Source organism: Butyrivibrio sp. NC2007, from assembly GCF_000421405.1.
GTDB lineage: Bacteria > Bacillota > Clostridia > Lachnospirales > Lachnospiraceae > Butyrivibrio.
In genome coordinates this window covers 59,117-76,874 of record NZ_ATWY01000007.1, presented here as the reverse complement: position 1 = coordinate 76,874, position 17,758 = coordinate 59,117, and the positions used below count along the sequence as shown (strand labels likewise).

At 43.6% G+C, this 17,758-nt stretch carries 17 protein-coding genes; all 17 read right to left on the bottom strand.

Annotation, left to right across the window (positions count from 1 at the left end; all coding sequences use genetic code 11):
• Positions 1-8: 8 nt before the first annotated feature.
• Positions 9-416, bottom strand: coding sequence for a GNAT family N-acetyltransferase (locus tag G632_RS0107450; RefSeq protein WP_022768392.1), 408 nt, complete (start codon positions 414-416; stop codon positions 9-11).
• Between the two features lie 8 nt (positions 417-424).
• Positions 425-934: an NUDIX hydrolase gene (locus G632_RS0107445; RefSeq protein WP_026512454.1), complete on the bottom strand. Its 510-nt coding sequence runs from the start codon at positions 932-934 to the stop codon at positions 425-427.
• Positions 935-942: 8 nt separating this feature from the next.
• Positions 943-1,683, bottom strand: coding sequence for a class I SAM-dependent methyltransferase (locus G632_RS0107440; protein WP_022768391.1), 741 nt, complete (start codon positions 1,681-1,683; stop codon positions 943-945).
• 24 nt (positions 1,684-1,707) lie between these two features.
• Positions 1,708-2,490: a class I SAM-dependent methyltransferase gene (locus tag G632_RS0107435; protein WP_022768390.1), complete on the bottom strand. Its 783-nt coding sequence runs from the start codon at positions 2,488-2,490 to the stop codon at positions 1,708-1,710.
• Positions 2,483-3,667 carry an NUDIX domain-containing protein gene (locus tag G632_RS21955; RefSeq protein WP_022768389.1) on the bottom strand — a complete coding sequence of 395 codons (1,185 nt, stop codon included), beginning with the start codon at positions 3,665-3,667 and terminating at the stop codon, positions 2,483-2,485. Before G632_RS21955 ends, G632_RS0107435 begins: the two co-directional genes overlap by 8 nt.
• Before the next feature lie 147 nt (positions 3,668-3,814).
• Positions 3,815-4,633, bottom strand: a complete 819-nt coding sequence (locus G632_RS0107425) for a class I SAM-dependent methyltransferase (RefSeq protein WP_022768388.1) — start codon at positions 4,631-4,633, stop codon at positions 3,815-3,817.
• 282 nt (positions 4,634-4,915) lie between these two features.
• Positions 4,916-5,596: an MBL fold metallo-hydrolase gene (locus G632_RS0107420; RefSeq protein WP_022768387.1), complete on the bottom strand. Its 681-nt coding sequence runs from the start codon at positions 5,594-5,596 to the stop codon at positions 4,916-4,918.
• Positions 5,597-5,602: 6 nt separating this feature from the next.
• Entirely contained in the window at positions 5,603-6,166 is a 564-nt protein-coding gene (locus tag G632_RS0107415; RefSeq protein WP_022768386.1) for an HD domain-containing protein, read from the bottom strand.
• Between the two features lie 59 nt (positions 6,167-6,225).
• Positions 6,226-8,331 carry a M13 family metallopeptidase gene (locus tag G632_RS0107410; RefSeq protein ID WP_022768385.1) on the bottom strand — a complete coding sequence of 702 codons (2,106 nt, stop codon included), beginning with the start codon at positions 8,329-8,331 and terminating at the stop codon, positions 6,226-6,228.
• 89 nt (positions 8,332-8,420) lie between these two features.
• Positions 8,421-9,050: a hypothetical protein gene (locus G632_RS0107405; RefSeq protein WP_051154901.1), complete on the bottom strand. Its 630-nt coding sequence runs from the start codon at positions 9,048-9,050 to the stop codon at positions 8,421-8,423.
• Between the two features lie 838 nt (positions 9,051-9,888).
• A complete protein-coding gene (gene rlmD / locus G632_RS0107400; RefSeq protein WP_022768383.1) occupies positions 9,889-11,301 on the bottom strand; it encodes a 23S rRNA (uracil(1939)-C(5))-methyltransferase RlmD in 1,413 nt (470 codons plus the stop codon).
• An 8-nt stretch (positions 11,302-11,309) separates the two neighbouring features.
• On the bottom strand, positions 11,310-11,576 hold the full coding sequence (locus G632_RS19240; protein WP_022768382.1) for a hypothetical protein: 267 nt from the start codon (positions 11,574-11,576) through the stop codon (positions 11,310-11,312).
• A 54-nt stretch (positions 11,577-11,630) separates the two neighbouring features.
• Entirely contained in the window at positions 11,631-14,072 is a 2,442-nt protein-coding gene (locus G632_RS0107390; RefSeq protein WP_022768381.1) for an ATP-dependent helicase, read from the bottom strand.
• Positions 14,072-14,719, bottom strand: coding sequence for a DUF1836 domain-containing protein (locus G632_RS0107385; protein ID WP_022768380.1), 648 nt, complete (start codon positions 14,717-14,719; stop codon positions 14,072-14,074). Before G632_RS0107385 ends, G632_RS0107390 begins: the two co-directional genes overlap by 1 nt.
• A gap of 12 nt (positions 14,720-14,731) precedes the next feature.
• Entirely contained in the window at positions 14,732-16,429 is a 1,698-nt protein-coding gene (recN, locus tag G632_RS0107380; protein WP_022768379.1) for a DNA repair protein RecN, read from the bottom strand.
• Between the two features lies 1 nt (position 16,430).
• Positions 16,431-16,886 (bottom strand): arginine repressor, encoded by a 456-nt coding sequence (gene argR, locus G632_RS0107375; RefSeq protein WP_022768378.1) that lies wholly within the window; start codon positions 16,884-16,886, stop codon positions 16,431-16,433.
• A gap of 14 nt (positions 16,887-16,900) precedes the next feature.
• A complete protein-coding gene (locus G632_RS0107370; protein WP_022768377.1) occupies positions 16,901-17,749 on the bottom strand; it encodes an NAD(+)/NADH kinase in 849 nt (282 codons plus the stop codon).
• Positions 17,750-17,758: the final 9 nt, after the last annotated feature.

The window sequence follows — 17,758 nt, the reverse complement described above, 5'->3', positions numbered from 1 at the left end:
TCCTAGTATCAAATCTTCTTCAGGTAAAAATACTTACAAAGCTTAGGATCCCTATCCTCTCTCACAAACTCAAGCTCATAGCCCAGCTTTTTATAAAACTCCGGTGCCTGAAATCCAAAGGTAGTGAGGGCGATTTTCTCATAGCCTTTCCCTTTGAAAGCATCCTCAACTGCCGACACAAGCCTGCTGCCGACACCGGCTCTTCTGTAATCTTTTCCGATTATCAAATCACCGATATGGACCTCGTTGTAATATGCTCGTCCCGTGATGACCCCCGCTATCTTTCCATCATCTTCTGCAGCAAAGGTAAATTCCTCAAAGTTCAGCGCCACTTCACAGTCCACAGCATAATCTGTGAACTCCCTGTTGATGAACTCTCCAATTTTTTCGTTATCCTCTATTCGTCTTATCTCCATAATCAGCTTCACAACTCCTTTAATAATCTCAGCACTCTGAGATCTCTTTTTATCATGACCTCGTTAAAAAAGACATCGCTGGAATATATGTCATTGGCTTCGATTGCAGTATCAAGATCTACTATGCGCAGCACAAACTCCGCATCGCTCTCATAATCATCAAGCTCCTGCTCAACCAGCTCGTCTTCTACATCGCAGAAGTAATAAAAGTTCTCCTGCTCGAAGATAGTGTTCTCTCCCCGATCACTCTTTTGCCTGCGGAGGACACTTCCGAATTCCCTGATGCTCTCAGGAATGACAACCATTCCGACTTCCTCTCTGACCTCTCGGACGAGAGCTTGTCTTTTGTCCTCATCATCGTGAATTCCGCCGCCCGGGAATTTGTAATACTTCTCCTTCTTGCTGTACACCAGCGCGATCTTGTCGCCCTTTCTGATGATTGCTCTGGCAGAAGGTCTTCGAAATACGTTGCCTGATTCCTTATAGTCTTTTAAATCAATTTCAAAAAGTCTTTTCATGGTGATCCTCAATGTTTCCTTGCCTTAATGACCAGAAAATCCGGCTTATGGAAAAGATCTTTATGCTCCGGAAATTTCTTAAGAAGCTCTTCATCAGGTAGCGGCTCTACCACTTTCTCTATGGAAAAACCGGTCTCTACCAGCGTATTTACTATGGTTGAAAACATTCTGTGATACTTCTTGATGCCGTCTACAAACCAGGTGCTCTCGTTTTCTTTCTCGATACCATAGTTTTTCAGATTGATATGTATCTTTTCACCGTTCTCATCTCTGGTCCAGCGCTCGCCTGTACTGTGGCAGGTGTTAAAGGGATGCTCCTGTGAAAAGATAAATTCGCCGCCGGGTGTAAGGAGGCAATTCACGTTCCTTACTACTCCTTCGAAGTCCTCAACATAGTGAAGTGCCAGGGAACTTATGACGACGTCGAACTTCTCTGTTATTTGGGCAATGTCCTCAATTGGCATGAGACGATATTCGATTTTCGGATCGCTGTTTTCGGCCTTTGCAACTTCCAGCATCTTCTCCGAAATATCAATGCCCACAACCCTGTCTGCACCTTTTTTGATAAAAGAGACGCAGTGCTCGCCATATCCGCATCCCAGGTCGAGAACTCTTTTCCCCGTCAGATCTGGCAAAAGAGAAAACAGCGTTGGGATTTCAAAGAGGTCGTTGGCGTTGGATTCTTTTTCCCTTATTTTCTTGTAACCTTCAAAGAATGTTTCGTTGTCAAATATGTTCTGCTTGGGCATTTTCATTCTCCATTCGGTGATGTTTTAATGATTGTTTTTCCTTATGTACCAGCTGTAGCCATGGAAGATAAGGCTCTTTTTACCTTGTTCAAATATTGGCGCAAGAGACATCTCTATCCATTCTCCGGCCTCATCAGCTGTTATATTTCCACCCTCGATCTGCGCATTCACATTTGACTGGATCAGCATGAAATCAACAAATGATTCAAGGTCAAATGTATACTCCATGTCATATTCAGTCTGCTTCTCCATGGTGAAACCTTCAGGCAGATCCGCCTGAGTCCACTTATTCTCTTTTCTGAAAGGCTTAGGAAATCTCTTTAGATACTCGTTCTGATACCATGTGGTGTAGGCATCGCTCCCGGTCATTCTGTCGGTTATTCCGAAATCATATATGACGAGTAGGCCACCATCTTCCATGACATCTAGCATATTTGCCATGAACTTTTTCTCATCAACCCAGTTAATAACGCCTGCGGCGGTTACTATGTCGTACTTGTTCTCGGGGACTGTTGTCTCCTCGGCCTTTGAAGCGTAAAAAGAATACGAAAGGTCTTTTCCATAAATATCTCTACACACTTCTACCATTGAGTCCGCAATATCGGTTCCGGTTACCTTGTCGCAGATAAGACGAAGTGCCTTAGTAGATAAACCAGCTCCACAGCCGACGTCGAGGCCGTTCTTGAATTTATATGCTGCGTCAAGATTGCAGTCGCGCAGCAGCTGCTCTGTCACAGATTTGTGAAGCCACGGGCGCTTGGCGTAACCAAGCGCTATTCTCTTTGAGTCAAAAGACCTGTTATCCATTGCGCTTTCCTCCTGAGATGAACTTCTCATACTCATTAAGCGCAGTCAGCTCGCGCCTGTAAAGCCCGTAAATTGCTATATCCTTGTCATGGTAGTCTTCGTATTTACCGAATATCTCCAGCGCCTGTTCAAGCGGAACCCATGCATTGGTGTAACCAGCAAGTTTCTCTGCTTCCGTAAGGTGCTGAACCCCTGTATCTTCTATGAGCTCACATACGTAGTAATGATTTATGTGTCTCCACACGTCAAAGAGCTCCTCAATATCAAGATATCCTGCTATGGCTCTCGTCTTGAATCCGGTCTCCTCCAGCATCTCGCGCTCACAGCAATCAGCGTAATTTTCATGACCTTCCACTCCACCGCCGGGGATGATGTAGAGTCCGCTCTTTGGTTCATGGCACAAAAGAACTTTTCCATCCCTTACAAGTATTCCTCTGCAAGCATGACGAAGCGTCTCTACATGTCCAAGGTAGTCATCATTTATAAGCAGCATCTGAACCGGAGAGCTGTCTCCAAACTCTTTTATCTGGTCGAAAACCCGATTCGGGACTTCGCCCACGAACCTGCGCATCATATCTGCTTTATAGAATTTATGTCCGGACACATCAATAGGATCAGGAAGATTGTACTGCTCGTCTATGAGATGTCTTTTCATCTTCGTCATGCACGTGGCCTTAACATAGTCCTCGAAATCTTCCGCCTTTGAGTCTTCAAGAAGTCTCATTATCTCATCGGCGTCATCTATGTTCTGATAGAGCCATCTGTCTATTCTGTTTGATTCAGGGTAATATGCTTCTTTGAATTCCTCGTAGGTCATCGGCGGAATCATCTCTTTTTGTAGAGCGCGCCAGATCAGGAGATCGTTCCAATAGTCTGTGAGACAATGCACGACTATTCCGATGTAGAATGCCTTTCGGATATTATCATTTTCTTTTACCACATATTTGTTCCAAAAGGCTCTTATATTTATGATCCAGTTATCGTAGTTCTGCGTATCTCCCCATGGTCCGCAGTTCTCGAATAAATGGGAATGAATCTTTTTGCTCAGATAATCCTCGTCAAAGTGCACCGAATCAGGCGCCACCGAGCCGAGTATGTACTCCGCCTTCCCCTCAGCAATCCCCAATCTGTCTATCAGCTTGTACGCTACTTCCATGTGCGTAATCTGTCCCGCCATACTTTAATTCTCCTCTTGTTTCATACCGGTCGAAAATGAGCCCCTGACTCCGTCCCTAGGGCTCAAAAATGGTCCCTAACCCCCGTCCCTAGGGACCATTATTCAATTATATCCGATAACCATGGAGCTCACAAGAAATAGCCATCGTCATTTCTTGATGAAAACCTGCACAACATGGTTGGAATAGCCCATCAGATCAGCCCTTTCAGCCGTTGCTATCAGGTACTGAAGCCATTCGTTATAGGACGCTTCCGACATATTGTTTACTGAATCCCGGATGACATGTGAGAGTCCATCCTGAGCAAATCTTGGCCCTTTTGTGACAGGTACTTCTTGTAGCACCAGCTCTGTCAGTTCATCTATTGTGGGTATAGTATCAAGGTATATGGATGAACCGGTATTGTCTGTGACTCTGGCTGTGTCCCTTTCGTAGCCTATTGTCTTTATCTCTTCAGCCGGATTCTCATGCTGGAATATGTACTGTATAAGCGGAGCATCCTGAAGTACAAATGCTACAAATATCGGTGCACCCTTTTTAGCTACTCTTACAGCTTCTTTTATCGCTGCTACTCTCTCCGGTGTCTTATGAAGATGGTAGACAGGGCCCAGCTCAAGTACCAGGTCATAGGTGTTGTCGTTAAACTCTTTCAAATCCAGCGCATTACCCTGATGCACGTTTATGTTATTTGCATCTTTAAAGAGTTCTTTCATTCTGGCAACGTTGTCCGGATGCAGGTCTATCGCATCGATTGAATAACCTTCATTAGCCAGAGCATTTGTGTAAACTCCGCAGCCGGCGCCAATATCTATGATCCTGTCACCGGGTTTTAGAAATTTATGGAGGTAGTGCATGGTCAATCTGTACTCTGTTTCATTTACTTTTGTACTAAACAAACGATACTCTTCTCCTGCGCCTGAGTACTGTCTCAGATATAACTCTTCAAGCTCTTTTCCCTCTAGTCCCATTTCATGTTCCTCCTTTTTGCAAACATCCATTTTCTTGCCGGTCTTATGCAACAAAAAAGCACATCAGCAAGATTACAATCTGCCCTGTGCTTTTCATAAATCATCATATACGAAAAACCGCACAGACAGATAAGACCTATCGGCTCACAGCTGTGTGGATAAATCCAGCTATAAGCGAATATGTCTATACATAATCTCCATGTAGTTATACATATAGCGCTGATTCATAAGTGCTCCTTATCGGTTTATTGTTTGCTATGATATCGCGGACATAGAGTGTTGTCAATGCATTAATAAATCTGCAAGTGTATCATCGGTTTCTACCGGTACCCAATGACCTTCCACGCATATATCAGGATTGATCTCCCTTATCGTATCGGCAAGTTTTCTGCTAAGAGCCGGATCCTTTGCACCGTTTGGGAACTGTGGGCAGGTAGCATCCCCAAGGAAAAGAGCTTTATCCTCACATACGTAAATCACTGTTGAGTCATCTGTATGAGGAGCTTCTGTCTGCATAACTTTGACAGTGCAGCCTCCAAGGTCAAACGTGATTTCACCGGAAAACGTCATATCAGCCTTAACTACTATTACTTCCTTATTCCCTTCATACTCTTTTCTGATGCTTTCATTCATAGACAGAAATTCACCGGGACCGTTTGTCTCTATCTTTTCTTTCCATGTAGCAAGATACTGATTTGTCTTTTCGTTAGCAAGACACAGTCCGTTTACTGCATGCATTCCAAAAGTATGATCCCAGTGCCAGTGGGTTATTACTGTCATACTCGGAAGTGGGAGGTTCTCTTTTTCCAAAAGATCATAAAACTGCCTTGTATGTGCAGCTGAGTGGCCTGCATCAATCGCTATGCTGTAATTATCACCTTTGACATAACCGAGGTTCGGACGATCTCTTTCCTCTTCAAAGGACATATACCATATGTGCTTTGATAGCCTCTTCAATTCCATGGTGTTTCATTTCCCTTCATCAATCTTTTTCAAAGTATCGTCAAGCACAGCCTTTCTCAGTTCCGTGAGCCATTCGGAAAAAGACACTGTATCAAATGCATAGGTCTTGTTAAGCTCATACTCATTCTCTGACCAGGTATCTATAGGTGATTCGTTATGTTGAATAAGAGCTTCCAGCTTATCCAGAGCCTTATAGAGCTTTGCTTCCTTTGTTTCCTGTGCGTCCATTTCCTTATAGAGGTCAGCTATATCCTTTGATAATTCTTCCGGCAGGGACTGTACCCATCTGTTTAAAAGAGAATCCTCAACTTCTCTGTCGTCATCTGTCTTGATGAAAGTAGGAATATCACCGGTAAAGCATTCGCCAAGGTCATGGATAAGGCACATATCTACAACCTTATCTATATCCAGTTCAGGAAACTCATGCCTTAAAAGAAATGCCATGAGCGAGATTCGCCAGCTGTGTTCAGCTACGCTCTCGGTTCTACGGTTTGTGGTTGTGCAATGGCGAGGTGTATCTTTTAACCTCTCTGCCACATGTAAAATATCCAGGTACTCTCTTGCATTCATACTTATCCTCCTCTTTATGACTCCTGGCAATTAAAAAATCAGTATGTATTTGGAGTATTCTACCATACTGCAATCCTGTCTTCAGGTGCCATGTACATACCGTCACCTTCTTTAATGTCATAGCAATCAACAAATTCATCAAACTGAGCCAAAGTAACGTTGGATCTCAAATAATGAAGCGGATGCTTATCAGAAAGTACAGCCGCCTCCATGTATTCAACTGTTCCGACTCTTGCCCACAAATGTGCATTTGCCCTAAAGAACTTATCGTAGTCAAAGCCATCTATTTTGCCGGCCATAATTAGCATGCATTTTAAGCCTGCCATATCTGCTATAGCCTCTGTCTGTACAAGCTGTCCCTTGTACGCTGTGCCATCATCGAAGGCTACAACCTTATCGTAGTACGCCACAAGCTTGTCAGCTCTTTCTTTAAATGCTGCATAATCTTCGTCCGTCCACCAGTTATTAAGGTTACCCTCTGCATCAAACTGAGCACCGTTAGTATCAAAAGCATGGGAGATTTCATGGCCTATAACACTGCCAAGTGCTCCATATTTTTCTTCCAAAGACATATCACTTCTATAAGTAACATCACAGAAGAATCCCGGTATTATATTGATGGAGTTGTCCATTGGATTATAGAACGCATTTGTATCAAGCATGTCAACCATCCAAATATCCCTGTCGATTGTGGTATTGAGGCGACTTAAGGAATCTTTTCGTAACGCTTCACCATAATCAAGTATCGCCTGCAAAAGTGTTCCACCCTCTTCTTTTGACTTAACTACATAGATAGAATCATCGTCCCACTTATCAGGATAGACAGCATTTATCTTCATCTTATGAAGCTTATTTTTGGCTTCTTTTCTGGTTTCTTCTGAAAGCCAGTCAACAGAGTCAAACATATTATCATAAGCGTCAATAGCATCCTGGCATAGCTTTGTGATCTCCTGTTTCATTTCTTCAGTTAAATACTTTTCCTTATAAATGCGTCCAAAGCTGCCCGGAAACTTTTCCCTGGCATCAGAATAAGCAAGTTCTGTATCCGGCATACTCTCAGTTGTACCTGAAGCCTCATTGCTTATTCTCTGATACTCGCGATATGCTTCTTCATCAATGACACTTATGTAAGCTACGATGCTATGGACAAGGATATATGCCTTAATGCCCTCCAGATTTTCCTCTGTATAAAGCTCATTTAAACCCTTAAGCCACTCCGGCTCGCTTAGATTGATAAGTTTGGATTTTGACCAGCCATAATTCTCCATATACTCTACTAAGGGATAATTGGGAGAAAGAGTCTCAATATCCTTCATGGTTACAGGATTAACAGAAGCCGTTACATAAGTCGGGTCACTTCTTTCCAAAACACTCTTTTCATATTCTGCCAGCTTGGCCTCAAAATCATACATATCCTGCAAAGCTTTGTCTATCTCATCTTTGGAAAAACCAACTCTGCCAAGCATATAGCCAGCTGTTTCTTTGTTTGCCTTTTGTTTACGTTTTCCATTTTCTGTGAGGATTTTGTATTCAGCAGAATCCTGCAGTGAAAGTGCTGTAGGAGATATCTGAACCTCGTAGAGAATGGAGTTCTCACTGTTCAGCGAAAGGTCTACCGTTGCCAGACTGACTCCCCATTTGAAGTTTTCTTCTGAAACCAGAACTTTTGACATTTCATCAAGAGATGAAACATTTCTTACCTTTTGCACAAATGGGATAATCGGGTCGATACCTGTTTCATTTCGTCCCTCCCAGTCAAGCCATAGTTCGTAGTAATTCTGTATTTTTTCTGCATCTTCGCCTGTAAGACTTGTATCTGTAAGCATATCCATGCATCTGTTTTTTACAATATCGGCGGCGTCAAGAAGAGGCATTTCGGTTGGATATCCCGGGCGCAACTTAGCATTCATCAACCAGTCATGATTCACATTAAGGTAAAAATCATCCTTAAGATCAGCATTAACATCCTCTGTGACCATACCGAGGATTGTTGAGTTGATCCATGGGGTCATTACCGATGAATCCATTGGAAGCCCTGAAGCATCACTTTGTGCGTCTCCACTTTCTACTGTTTCAGTATTTGCCTTTCCGCAGCCCGTGATAGTTGCACATATAAGTGTAATTGACATAATCACTGAAAGAAACTTCTTGTTTAGTTTTGTCATGGATGTTCTCCTTTATTACTTCATATATCCACGCTGTCTGTTGTATTTTATCTTTACCATTTATCTGACGAAAATTCAAGGCACTGATTTCAAAGCAAATGTTCTCTGATCAGCATCTCTGCAATTGTAGTATTGAGCGCATAGGTTGATGACTCATATGTGAGGATCAGACGCTTTCCGGGGATGATATTATTCTTTGTGTACTGGTCGATTTTCCTGATACCCTTCTCGACATACTCAGCATCATCCATTCTTCCTTCATGCTCCCAGTATATTTCTTCAAATGTCTTTTTGCTTAACAATGTGAAATCGGGATAAACTATACCATATCCCTTTAGATACAATGGGCATTCATACTTATACTCAATGCCCATGTCATAGAACATATCCGCAAGAAATTTCTCAGATTTGGAGCGCATTCTCTCGCCCTTCTTGCTGTAGATTTCAGTTTTAACATTTTCAAAGCTTTTGCCGACATATGGGACTGATTTCCACTCAGCCAGGCGCTGTTCATAAGTAGGCTCTACCGGCTTTATTAGACTTTTTCTTTTGTCATTCAAACTGTTATAGATAGCCACAATTTCGTCATCATTATACTCTTTGACCAGCCTTTCAAGTTGCTTTTCTCTCCTATCCACAAGCTTTTTGACTTTCTGGTCATATGATTTTTGAGCAAGCTGTTTGGCTAATGGCAGATCATCTTTCTTAATATAGGACAATTTGAATTCCTGTCTATCACTTGTCTCCGTACATTGTACCTGTTTACATTGTATATATTGGACTTGTTTCTTTGCCGTCGTTATTCTAAGTGTTCCATTCGGAACATCTTTGAGCCTTTCATCAACTGTTCTTTTGATTTCTTTAATTCGTTTTGATTCCTTTACCAGTAATTCTTTTAATCCTTGCAATTCCTACTGTTCCTTTCTGTTCATTTCTATTTCTTTTCTTTGATGTTATTTTTTTGATCACTCCAATGTATTCTTTTTGTATGCACTTACTTGCTTATGCTTGATCCATATCACTCTGTTGATTTCCTTATTTCTCTTAATTTCAACAGTGTATTTTCTCAGCTTCTTCCTGTTGTAATTGAGTTATTTATGGTTATCAACAGGGTTTATTTGAGTGTCTGCCCTGTTGAATTTTCTATACTTACTTTTTCCAACAGGTAAATGCATCTAATTGTACCTGTTGAAATTGATATTATTATCATTCCCAACAGGTTGTTCCAGCTAAAATCATCTGTTGGAATTGATAAAATCGCTATTTTCAACAGGATTTACAACTAAAAACACCGGTTGAAATCAATGAAATTCTTCAAAGCAACAGGTTTTCCAGCATTTCTTCACTCTTTAACTCTTAATACAAGAAAAAAGCAGAATTCACCTCAAAATTACAACTTGCCATAAATTGATTTTTGGAAATATCAGCAGTGAATAGACTGAAAATGCCACTGCCAATTTCTAAGAAAAAATAGAATTATAGCAGTCCGCCAAGAACGGCGGACTGCAAATTAATCATATAAATGTTATCTCTCCGGAACAACCTCGCTCACAGCACTCATCCTTCGCTGCCGCTTGCCTTCGTCAAGAGAACGACAGTTTCTACATGATTTGTCCACGGGAACTGGTCCACAGCAACGCCCCTAGTCATCTCATATCCGGCGTCCTGAAGTATCTCGAGGTCGCGGGCGAGGGATGTGGGTTTGCAGGAAACGTAGATCATGTAGCGAACACCATAGCCGATGATCTTCTGAAGAGCCTTGGGATTTATGCCGTCACGAGGCGGATCAAGGATGATGAAATCTGGCTTGTCCTCGATCTCATCAAGGACCTTAAGGACATCTCCGCAGATAAACTCGCAGTTGTCAAGGCCGTTTAACTTGGCATTCTCTCTGGCTGCTTCGACAGCCTCTTCCACAATCTCAACACCTATGACCTTGTTTGCAACAGGAGCAAGGAGTTGTGCAATAGTGCCGGTTCCTGAGTACAGGTCGTAGATGATCTCATCCTGGCTGATCTTCTTCTGATCATATAAACTTCTGATGTATCCTCTTACCGTAGTATAAAGCACTTCAGCGCTCAAACTATTTGTCTGGAAGAATGAGAACGGAGTGATCCTGAACTTAAGTCCCAGCAGGTACTCGTAGAAGAAGTCCTGTCCGTAGAGGATCTCTGTGCCCTCGTCAATTACCGCATCAGCAAGGGAATCGTTCCTGGTATGAAGGATTCCTGCAATTCTGCCGGTGAGATTAAGAGATAAAAGAGTCTCCGTAAAGCCTGACAGATCATGCTCTTCCTGAGATGTAGTGATAAGGTCCACAAGGATATCTCCGGTCTTAACAGCCTTCCTTACAAGGAGGTGCCTAAGATAACCCACCTGTTTCATTCTGTGATAGAAAGAGATTTCCTTCCTCTCATACATCGGGGCAAAGTAGTCCAGAGTTGCTGAGAGAATGGCCTTATAGTCATCATCAACGATTCTGCATCCTGAAACCGTTACGATATCATAAAAACTGCCCCTCTTGTGCATACCAAGACAAAGGGGGCCTCCTATGGAGTCGTCACCGAAGGTGAACTCCATCTTATTTCTGTACGCAAACTTAACCGGGCTGGTCTTGATACCCTCCCAGGTAAACTTGCCTTCCTGTCTGTCCATGGCATGCTTAAGCAGTGTCTTGACCTGCTGTTCCTTAAGTCCAAGCTCCTTGACATAGGGCATGGTAAGATAGCTGCATCCGCCACACTTTCCAAAGTGTATGCAGGGACTATCCTGAGCATCGGGAGACTCCTCAAGGACCTCCACTACTCTTCCCTCTGCCCTTTCCTTCCTAAGCTTTGTTATCTGGACAGATACTTTTTGATCGGGAAGGACACCCTTTACGATGACCTTCCCTTCACAGGTTTCAACTATTCCTTTGTTGGGGAATTCTACTTTCTTTACAATTCCCTCGATAATATCTTTTTTCTTCACAATAAAATTTAGCCTTCTCTGATGAAGTCCTCGTCCTCAAAGTCATCTTCGAAATCATCGAAGTCATCATCGTAATAATCGTCTTCAAACGCGGGAGTCATATAGCGATATACAAGGAATGAAATAACTGCTACTGCAGAAATTGCTCCGAGTACTGCCAGTGCCCAAAGGATCACGTTGGAAGGCTTCTTGGCATTTGCTGCCTCTCTCTTATCCAGGAGCTCGTTAATACGTGTCATTTCAATTAAGTCTTCGATTTTAGATTTTACTTCCATTTGTAACCCCTCCTAAAAATTGATTTGATGTAAATATTATAACATGTATCGGGCTTATATTTTCTTAAGTTTTGCAAAAGCGGCATACATTACTTTCTGGCCCGGTCCGTCAAACATTACCGTTACCTTGTAGTCTCTTGGGCCCTGCTCAAGGCCTGTAACTGTGCCCTCTCCGTACTTCACATGGGATACTCTGTCGCCTACAACATAGTCGGGAGTTTCTGCCTTCATAGGCATTCCCTTGGAAATACCTGCAAGCTGACCCTTAGCATGAGTCGCACCTGCGCCGGCTATATATGGCTTGTCCGGAACTGCTCTGGGCTTAGTTACTTTAGGCTTTGGCTTAGCCTTCAATTTATAGGTGTTTGCCAGTTCTGACTTTCCATTGGCAAAAGAGCTCTTGGACGCGCTCTTAGCCAGTCCCTTTGCAAAAGCAGGCTTGATTCCCGAATATCCGCCATCAAAGTAGTCATCGCCTGATGAATAGTCAAAGTCATCCTCAATAGTCTCGCCGCCCTCGTACAGGAAGGAAGCTGCTGTTAAAGGCTTGTTGCGATCAAGCAGCTCATCCGGTATCTCCTGAGCAAACCTTGAGAGACGGTTGTACTGGGTCTCGCCCCTTACCATTCTGCGCCTTGCCGCTGTAAGAGTAAGATTCTTCTTAGCTCGTGTTATGCCCACGTACGCAAGTCTTCTCTCCTCTTCAATTCCCTCAGGATCCGAGTCCTCAAACTGAAGCGCCATATAACTTGGGAAGACATTCTCTTCCATTCCGGCCAGGTACACGTTCTCAAACTCCAGTCCCTTTGCACTGTGAAGTGTCATGAGAAGGACCTTCTCATTGTCCTCTCCGATTCTGTCTATATCGGCAACAAGAGCCACCTCTTCCAGAAATCCCGTAAGAGTAGGCTGCTCAACTTCCTCGTTTTCCTCATAAGCAGCGATCTTGGATATAAGCTCGTCTACGTTGGCTGCTCTGTCGTTGTCTCCGCTGTCGTCATCATCGTCGAGGGTCTTAAGATAATCCATATATCCCACAACGTCAATGACATCTTTAAGGAGCTCTTCCAGGGAGAAAGTCTTACTCTTGGTCCTGAAAGCCCTGATCATGGTCACGAAATCCGTAAGCTTAGCGCTTCCGCGTGATATAGTCATGATCTGGTCTGCCTCGCACAGAGCCTCAAAGAAGCTGATCTGCCTCTCATCAGCATAGGCCTGAACATTATCTATGGTTGTTGCTCCTATTCCCCTCTTGGGAACATTGATTATCCTCTTGACTGCGATATCGTCAAGTCCGCTGTCAATGGTCTTAAGATATGCCAGAAGGTCTTTTATCTCACGTCTTGAGTAGAAGTTTGTGCCGCCTACGATATCGTAAGGAATACCCTCGTAAACGAATCTCTCTTCCAAAAGTCTGGACTGGGCATTGGTCCTGTAAAGAACTGCTGTCTCATCATAGGAAAGCTTATGATTCCTCTTGAGCTTGCCAATCTCTGAGGCTATATACTCAGCCTCTTCCTGAGCAGTATCAAACTCCCTCAGGTGTACCTTCTCCCCATCCTTGATATCAGTCCAAAGAGCCTTAGCCTTACGCCCTGAGTTGTTGCTGATAACTGCATTGGCAGCATCAAGTATCTGCTGTGTTGATCTATAGTTCTGTTCCAGCTTAATAACGGTAGCATCGGGATATACCTTCTCAAAGTCCAGGATATTCCTGATGTTGGCGCCTCTGAATCTGTAGATACTCTGATCGTCATCACCTACAACGCAGAGATTTCTGTACTTGTCAGCAAGAAGCCTTATGAGCTCAAACTGTGCATTATTGGTGTCCTGATACTCATCCACCATGATGTATTTAAATCTCTCCTGGTAGGAATCAAGAATGTCAGGATTCTTCTTAAAAAGCTCAACGGTCTTCATCAGAAGATCGTCAAAATCAAAGGCGTTGTTCTTCTTAAGCGCCAGCTGGTACTCGGTATATGCCTTGGAAACTCTTGTCTTGATATAATCGTTACCCGCTGAAAGAGCATACTCTTCAGGGCTAACCAGATTGTCCTTGCACTTGGATATGATGCCCATTATATTTCTGAGCTTGAGCTGCTGAGTCTCCAGCTGGAATCTCTTGCAGACATCCTTCATAAGTGCCTTGGAATCATCCGTATCATAAATCGTGAAATTGTTGCTGTAGCCTATCTTGTCTGCATATCTTCTGAGTATTCTGGTACAGCTTGAGTGGAAAGTGGAAACCCAGATGCTCTCGGCACCAAAGCCCACGATCTTATCTACTCTTTCCCTCATCTCACCTGCTGCCTTGTTGGTGAAGGTGATGGCCATTATGTTCCAGGGGTTAACCCCGCATTCATCAATCAGGTAAGCTACTCTGTGGGTCAGTACCCTGGTCTTACCGCTACCTGCCCCGGCCAGAATAAGCACCGGTCCGTCAGTTTGCAGCACTGCTTTCTTCTGCTGCGAATTGAGTGTATCATAAATTCCCATTACTTCTTATCCTTGGTTTTCTTTTCTTTTTTGTTGTCCGGCTTATCATCATTTTCTGTCATGTTGTCCAGAATCTTCTCTATGAGCAGCTTTTTGACATAAACGTCGTAGCTAAGGAGAGTTATGAATGAAAAAAGACGCATCTTCTTCTGTTCTTCATCAGTAATGTCCGGATCGTCAAAGGTCTGCATAGCCCTTTCATATCTCTTGCTGATATCCTCTTTAACAGGCTCCAAAGACTCCTCCTGAAGCTGATACAGAGTCTCATATATCCTTGAAAGATCGAGCTTGTCCTCTGCCCCATAGAACCTGCGCTTTAGGGGCTCTATCAGAGTCTGGATATCGTTGATCGACAGAATACTCTTGAGATAGTAAATAACTATAAGCAAAATGAGATGATCCTTGGAATACTTCTTCTTAACAGGCGGAGGAAGCAGATCATTCTTGGCATAGTTATTGATCATGGTCTTGGTAAGGATCTTGTCCTCTCCGGGATGACGGGTTGTCTTTTTCAGTCTCTCATCCATAAAAGAAGTCAGCTGATCCATATAAAGATCAATATTTGGAATCTCATCCAAAGAGATTGTCTCTATTCTCCCAAGAGAAGCCATTATGCTGTTCAAAAGATCATCATTGTCAATTGTCATCTCTAAACCTCATTATCTGTGACTCTCTTTAGTATCAAGAGCCATCTTGCGCATCTCCTGCGCATTGGTTATAACCGCTTCCGTGATGGTATCGCCACCAAGAAGTCTTGCAAGCTCCTTAATGCCGGCTTCCTCGTCAAGGCTGTGAATTCCGGTGACGGTTCTGCCGTCTTCCAGCCCCTTCTCGATCATAAAGTGAGTATCCGCCATAGCAGCGATCTGTGGAAGGTGTGTGATGCAGATTATCTGGTGTTCACGTGATAACTCGCCAAGCTTCTGAGAAACCTTCCAGGCCGTCTTACCACTGATTCCGGCATCTATCTCATCAAATATCAGAGTGCTGATGTCATCCTTGTCAGCCACTACTGTCTTAAGAGCCAGCATGATACGCGAGAGCTCACCACCACTTGCTATCTGATCAAGAGGGCGAAGCGCTTCTCCGGGGTTGGTGGAGATCATAAACTCCACATCATCATAGCCCCTTGAAGTTATCTTCTCCTCGTCACTTCTGACATCAATTTCAAACCTTACATCCAGGAAGTTAAGGTCAATGAGCGCAGCCCTTAGTTTCTCAGAGAGCCCCTTAGCCCCCTTCTTCCTGACATCAGAGATTTTCTTACACAGTAAAAGAGCTTTCGATTTCTCTTCACCAAGTTCCCTTGTGAGCTTATCTCTGTGAGCCCCGAGATCACTTAGAGCATCCAGCCTCTCACTCTTTTCCTCCATGTATTTAAGAACGGCTTCTATACTGCCGCCGTACTTGTCCTTAAGATGATTTATCGTATTGAGTCTGTCCTCTGTTGTCCTGAACTTCTCATCATCAAACTCCAGGTCAGAAATATAATCCGAAATGGAATGTCCGAAATCCGTGAGAAGATTCTCAATATCAGATAACTGCGAAAGAAGATCCTCAAGCTCCTCGTCATAGGCAACCACACTTGATAGCTCCCTTACCGCTCTTCCAACCATATCAGAAGCGCTCTCTTCACCGTCTCCAGAGTTTACCATGGCAGCTGTCTGATAAACCGCCCCCGATATCTTCTGGGCATTTACCATCTTGCGATAGCTGCTCTCAAGCTCCTCGTCTTCTCCGGCTACCAGAGCTGCATCCTCGATTTCGCCTATTTCATACTCTAAAAGCTCCTGCTCCCTGATCCTTGCACTCTCGTCAATATCGGTCTCAGAAAGCTCTTTTTCCAGCTCTCTCATATGAGAATACTTAGCTGCGAGCTCAGCAAAAAGACCTGCCAGTTCAGACTCGCAGTAATCATCCAGAATTTCAATATGTTTTTTCTTGTGGAGAAGCTCCTGATGGTCATTCTGACCGTGAATATTGATAAGAATACTAGAGATATCCTTCAGCTGTCTTGCTGAAACGCTTTCTCCCCCGATCTTTGAAACACTTCTTCCCTGCATTATCTTTCGCTGCAGGATAAGGGTTCCGTCTTCCTCTACAGGAATATCCATCTCCTTAAGGCGCTGCATCTGGAGCTTATTATCAACTCCAAAAACCAGCTCTACCAGGGCATACTCCTCGCCGGTTCTGATGAGCGAAGCATCTGCCTTTCCTCCCAGAGCCAGGTTAACACTCCCGATGACGACAGACTTACCTGCGCCTGTCTCACCGGTGAGAATGTTAAGGCCCTTGGAAAACTCGATCTCCTGCTCCTTGATAAGAGCAAGGTTCTTAACGTGTAAACTATATAACATCTTATCCTCTGTTTAAAAAGCCCTTATACTTATCCATTAACTCTTTGGCTATCTCTTCGGACTTCATTGCCACAAAGATTGTATCATCACCTGCAATGCAGCCGATGATCTCAGGCATATCAAGAGCATCTATTGCTGCTGCAACCGCCATGGCCATACCTGAAACCGTCCTGATAACAAGAAGATTTCCTGCAACGTCCATATTCACATAGCCGGCCTTAATTACGCTGACATATTTATCATGCATAACTTCAGGATCAGCTGTGGTATACACATACTTTTGTCTTCCGTCAGGTGTCACCTGCTTGGTGAGCTTCATCTGTCTGATGTCCCTGGAAACCGTAGCCTGAGTCACATCATAGCCCGCATCTTTAAGAAGTGATGCAAGCTGCTCCTGTGTCTCTACTTCATAGTTGTTAATGAGCTCGATAATCTTGTCATGTCTGTTCTTCTTCATGACAAACTCCTTTCTTATTTCTCAAATTTCTTACTTATGACGTCAAGGAAACTTACTTTGTTAAGCCTTAGGATCTTAGTAGTTTTCTTGGACATCTTAATCTCAATCTTATCTCCTGTGTGCATAAGGAGAGTTCCGCTGCCATCAAAACTGCTGATGGCTGTCATAGGATTTCCGTCTCTTCCGGGAAGCAGTTCAACGTCAATCTTTGTATTCGGGGAAAAGACAAGGCTCCTGGAATTGAGCGTATGCGGACAAATCGGGGTTACCAGGATCATATTTGCGGAAGGCTCAATAATGGGACCACCTGCCGACATATTATATCCGGTGGAACCTGTAGGTGTAGATACCACAAGTCCGTCTGCATAGTAACTGCACAGGAACTGATCATTTACAAAAATGTTGTAACCGATCGTTGCGATTCCCTGGTATCTTGTAACAATGATGTCATTGAGGGAATAGTCCTTTTTGCCTTCAAGCGCGCCTCGCAGCATCATCCTGTCTTCAATCTCATACCACCCCTTAAGTATGCGATCAAGAGCGTCATCTACTCCGGCTTCCTCAACCTCAGCCAGATATCCCATTGTTCCCATGTTAACGCCCACAAGCGGAATATCCTGATAGGCAACGCTTCTTGCTGCCTGTAGCATGGTACCGTCACCACCGAGAACGATCACAAGGTCCGTATCCTCAGGTATGATGCTCAGATGCTTTCTTGTGATAAAAAGAGGATCATCCTCCTCGCTTTTCTCCGACGCGATAACAACCGTCTTGCCACGTTTTTCCAAATAATTCTTAATGTGGTTTGTAACCTTTAAGTCCTTATCCTTGACCCTGTTAGTAACAATGCAAAACTTGTCCATAGCCAGCCC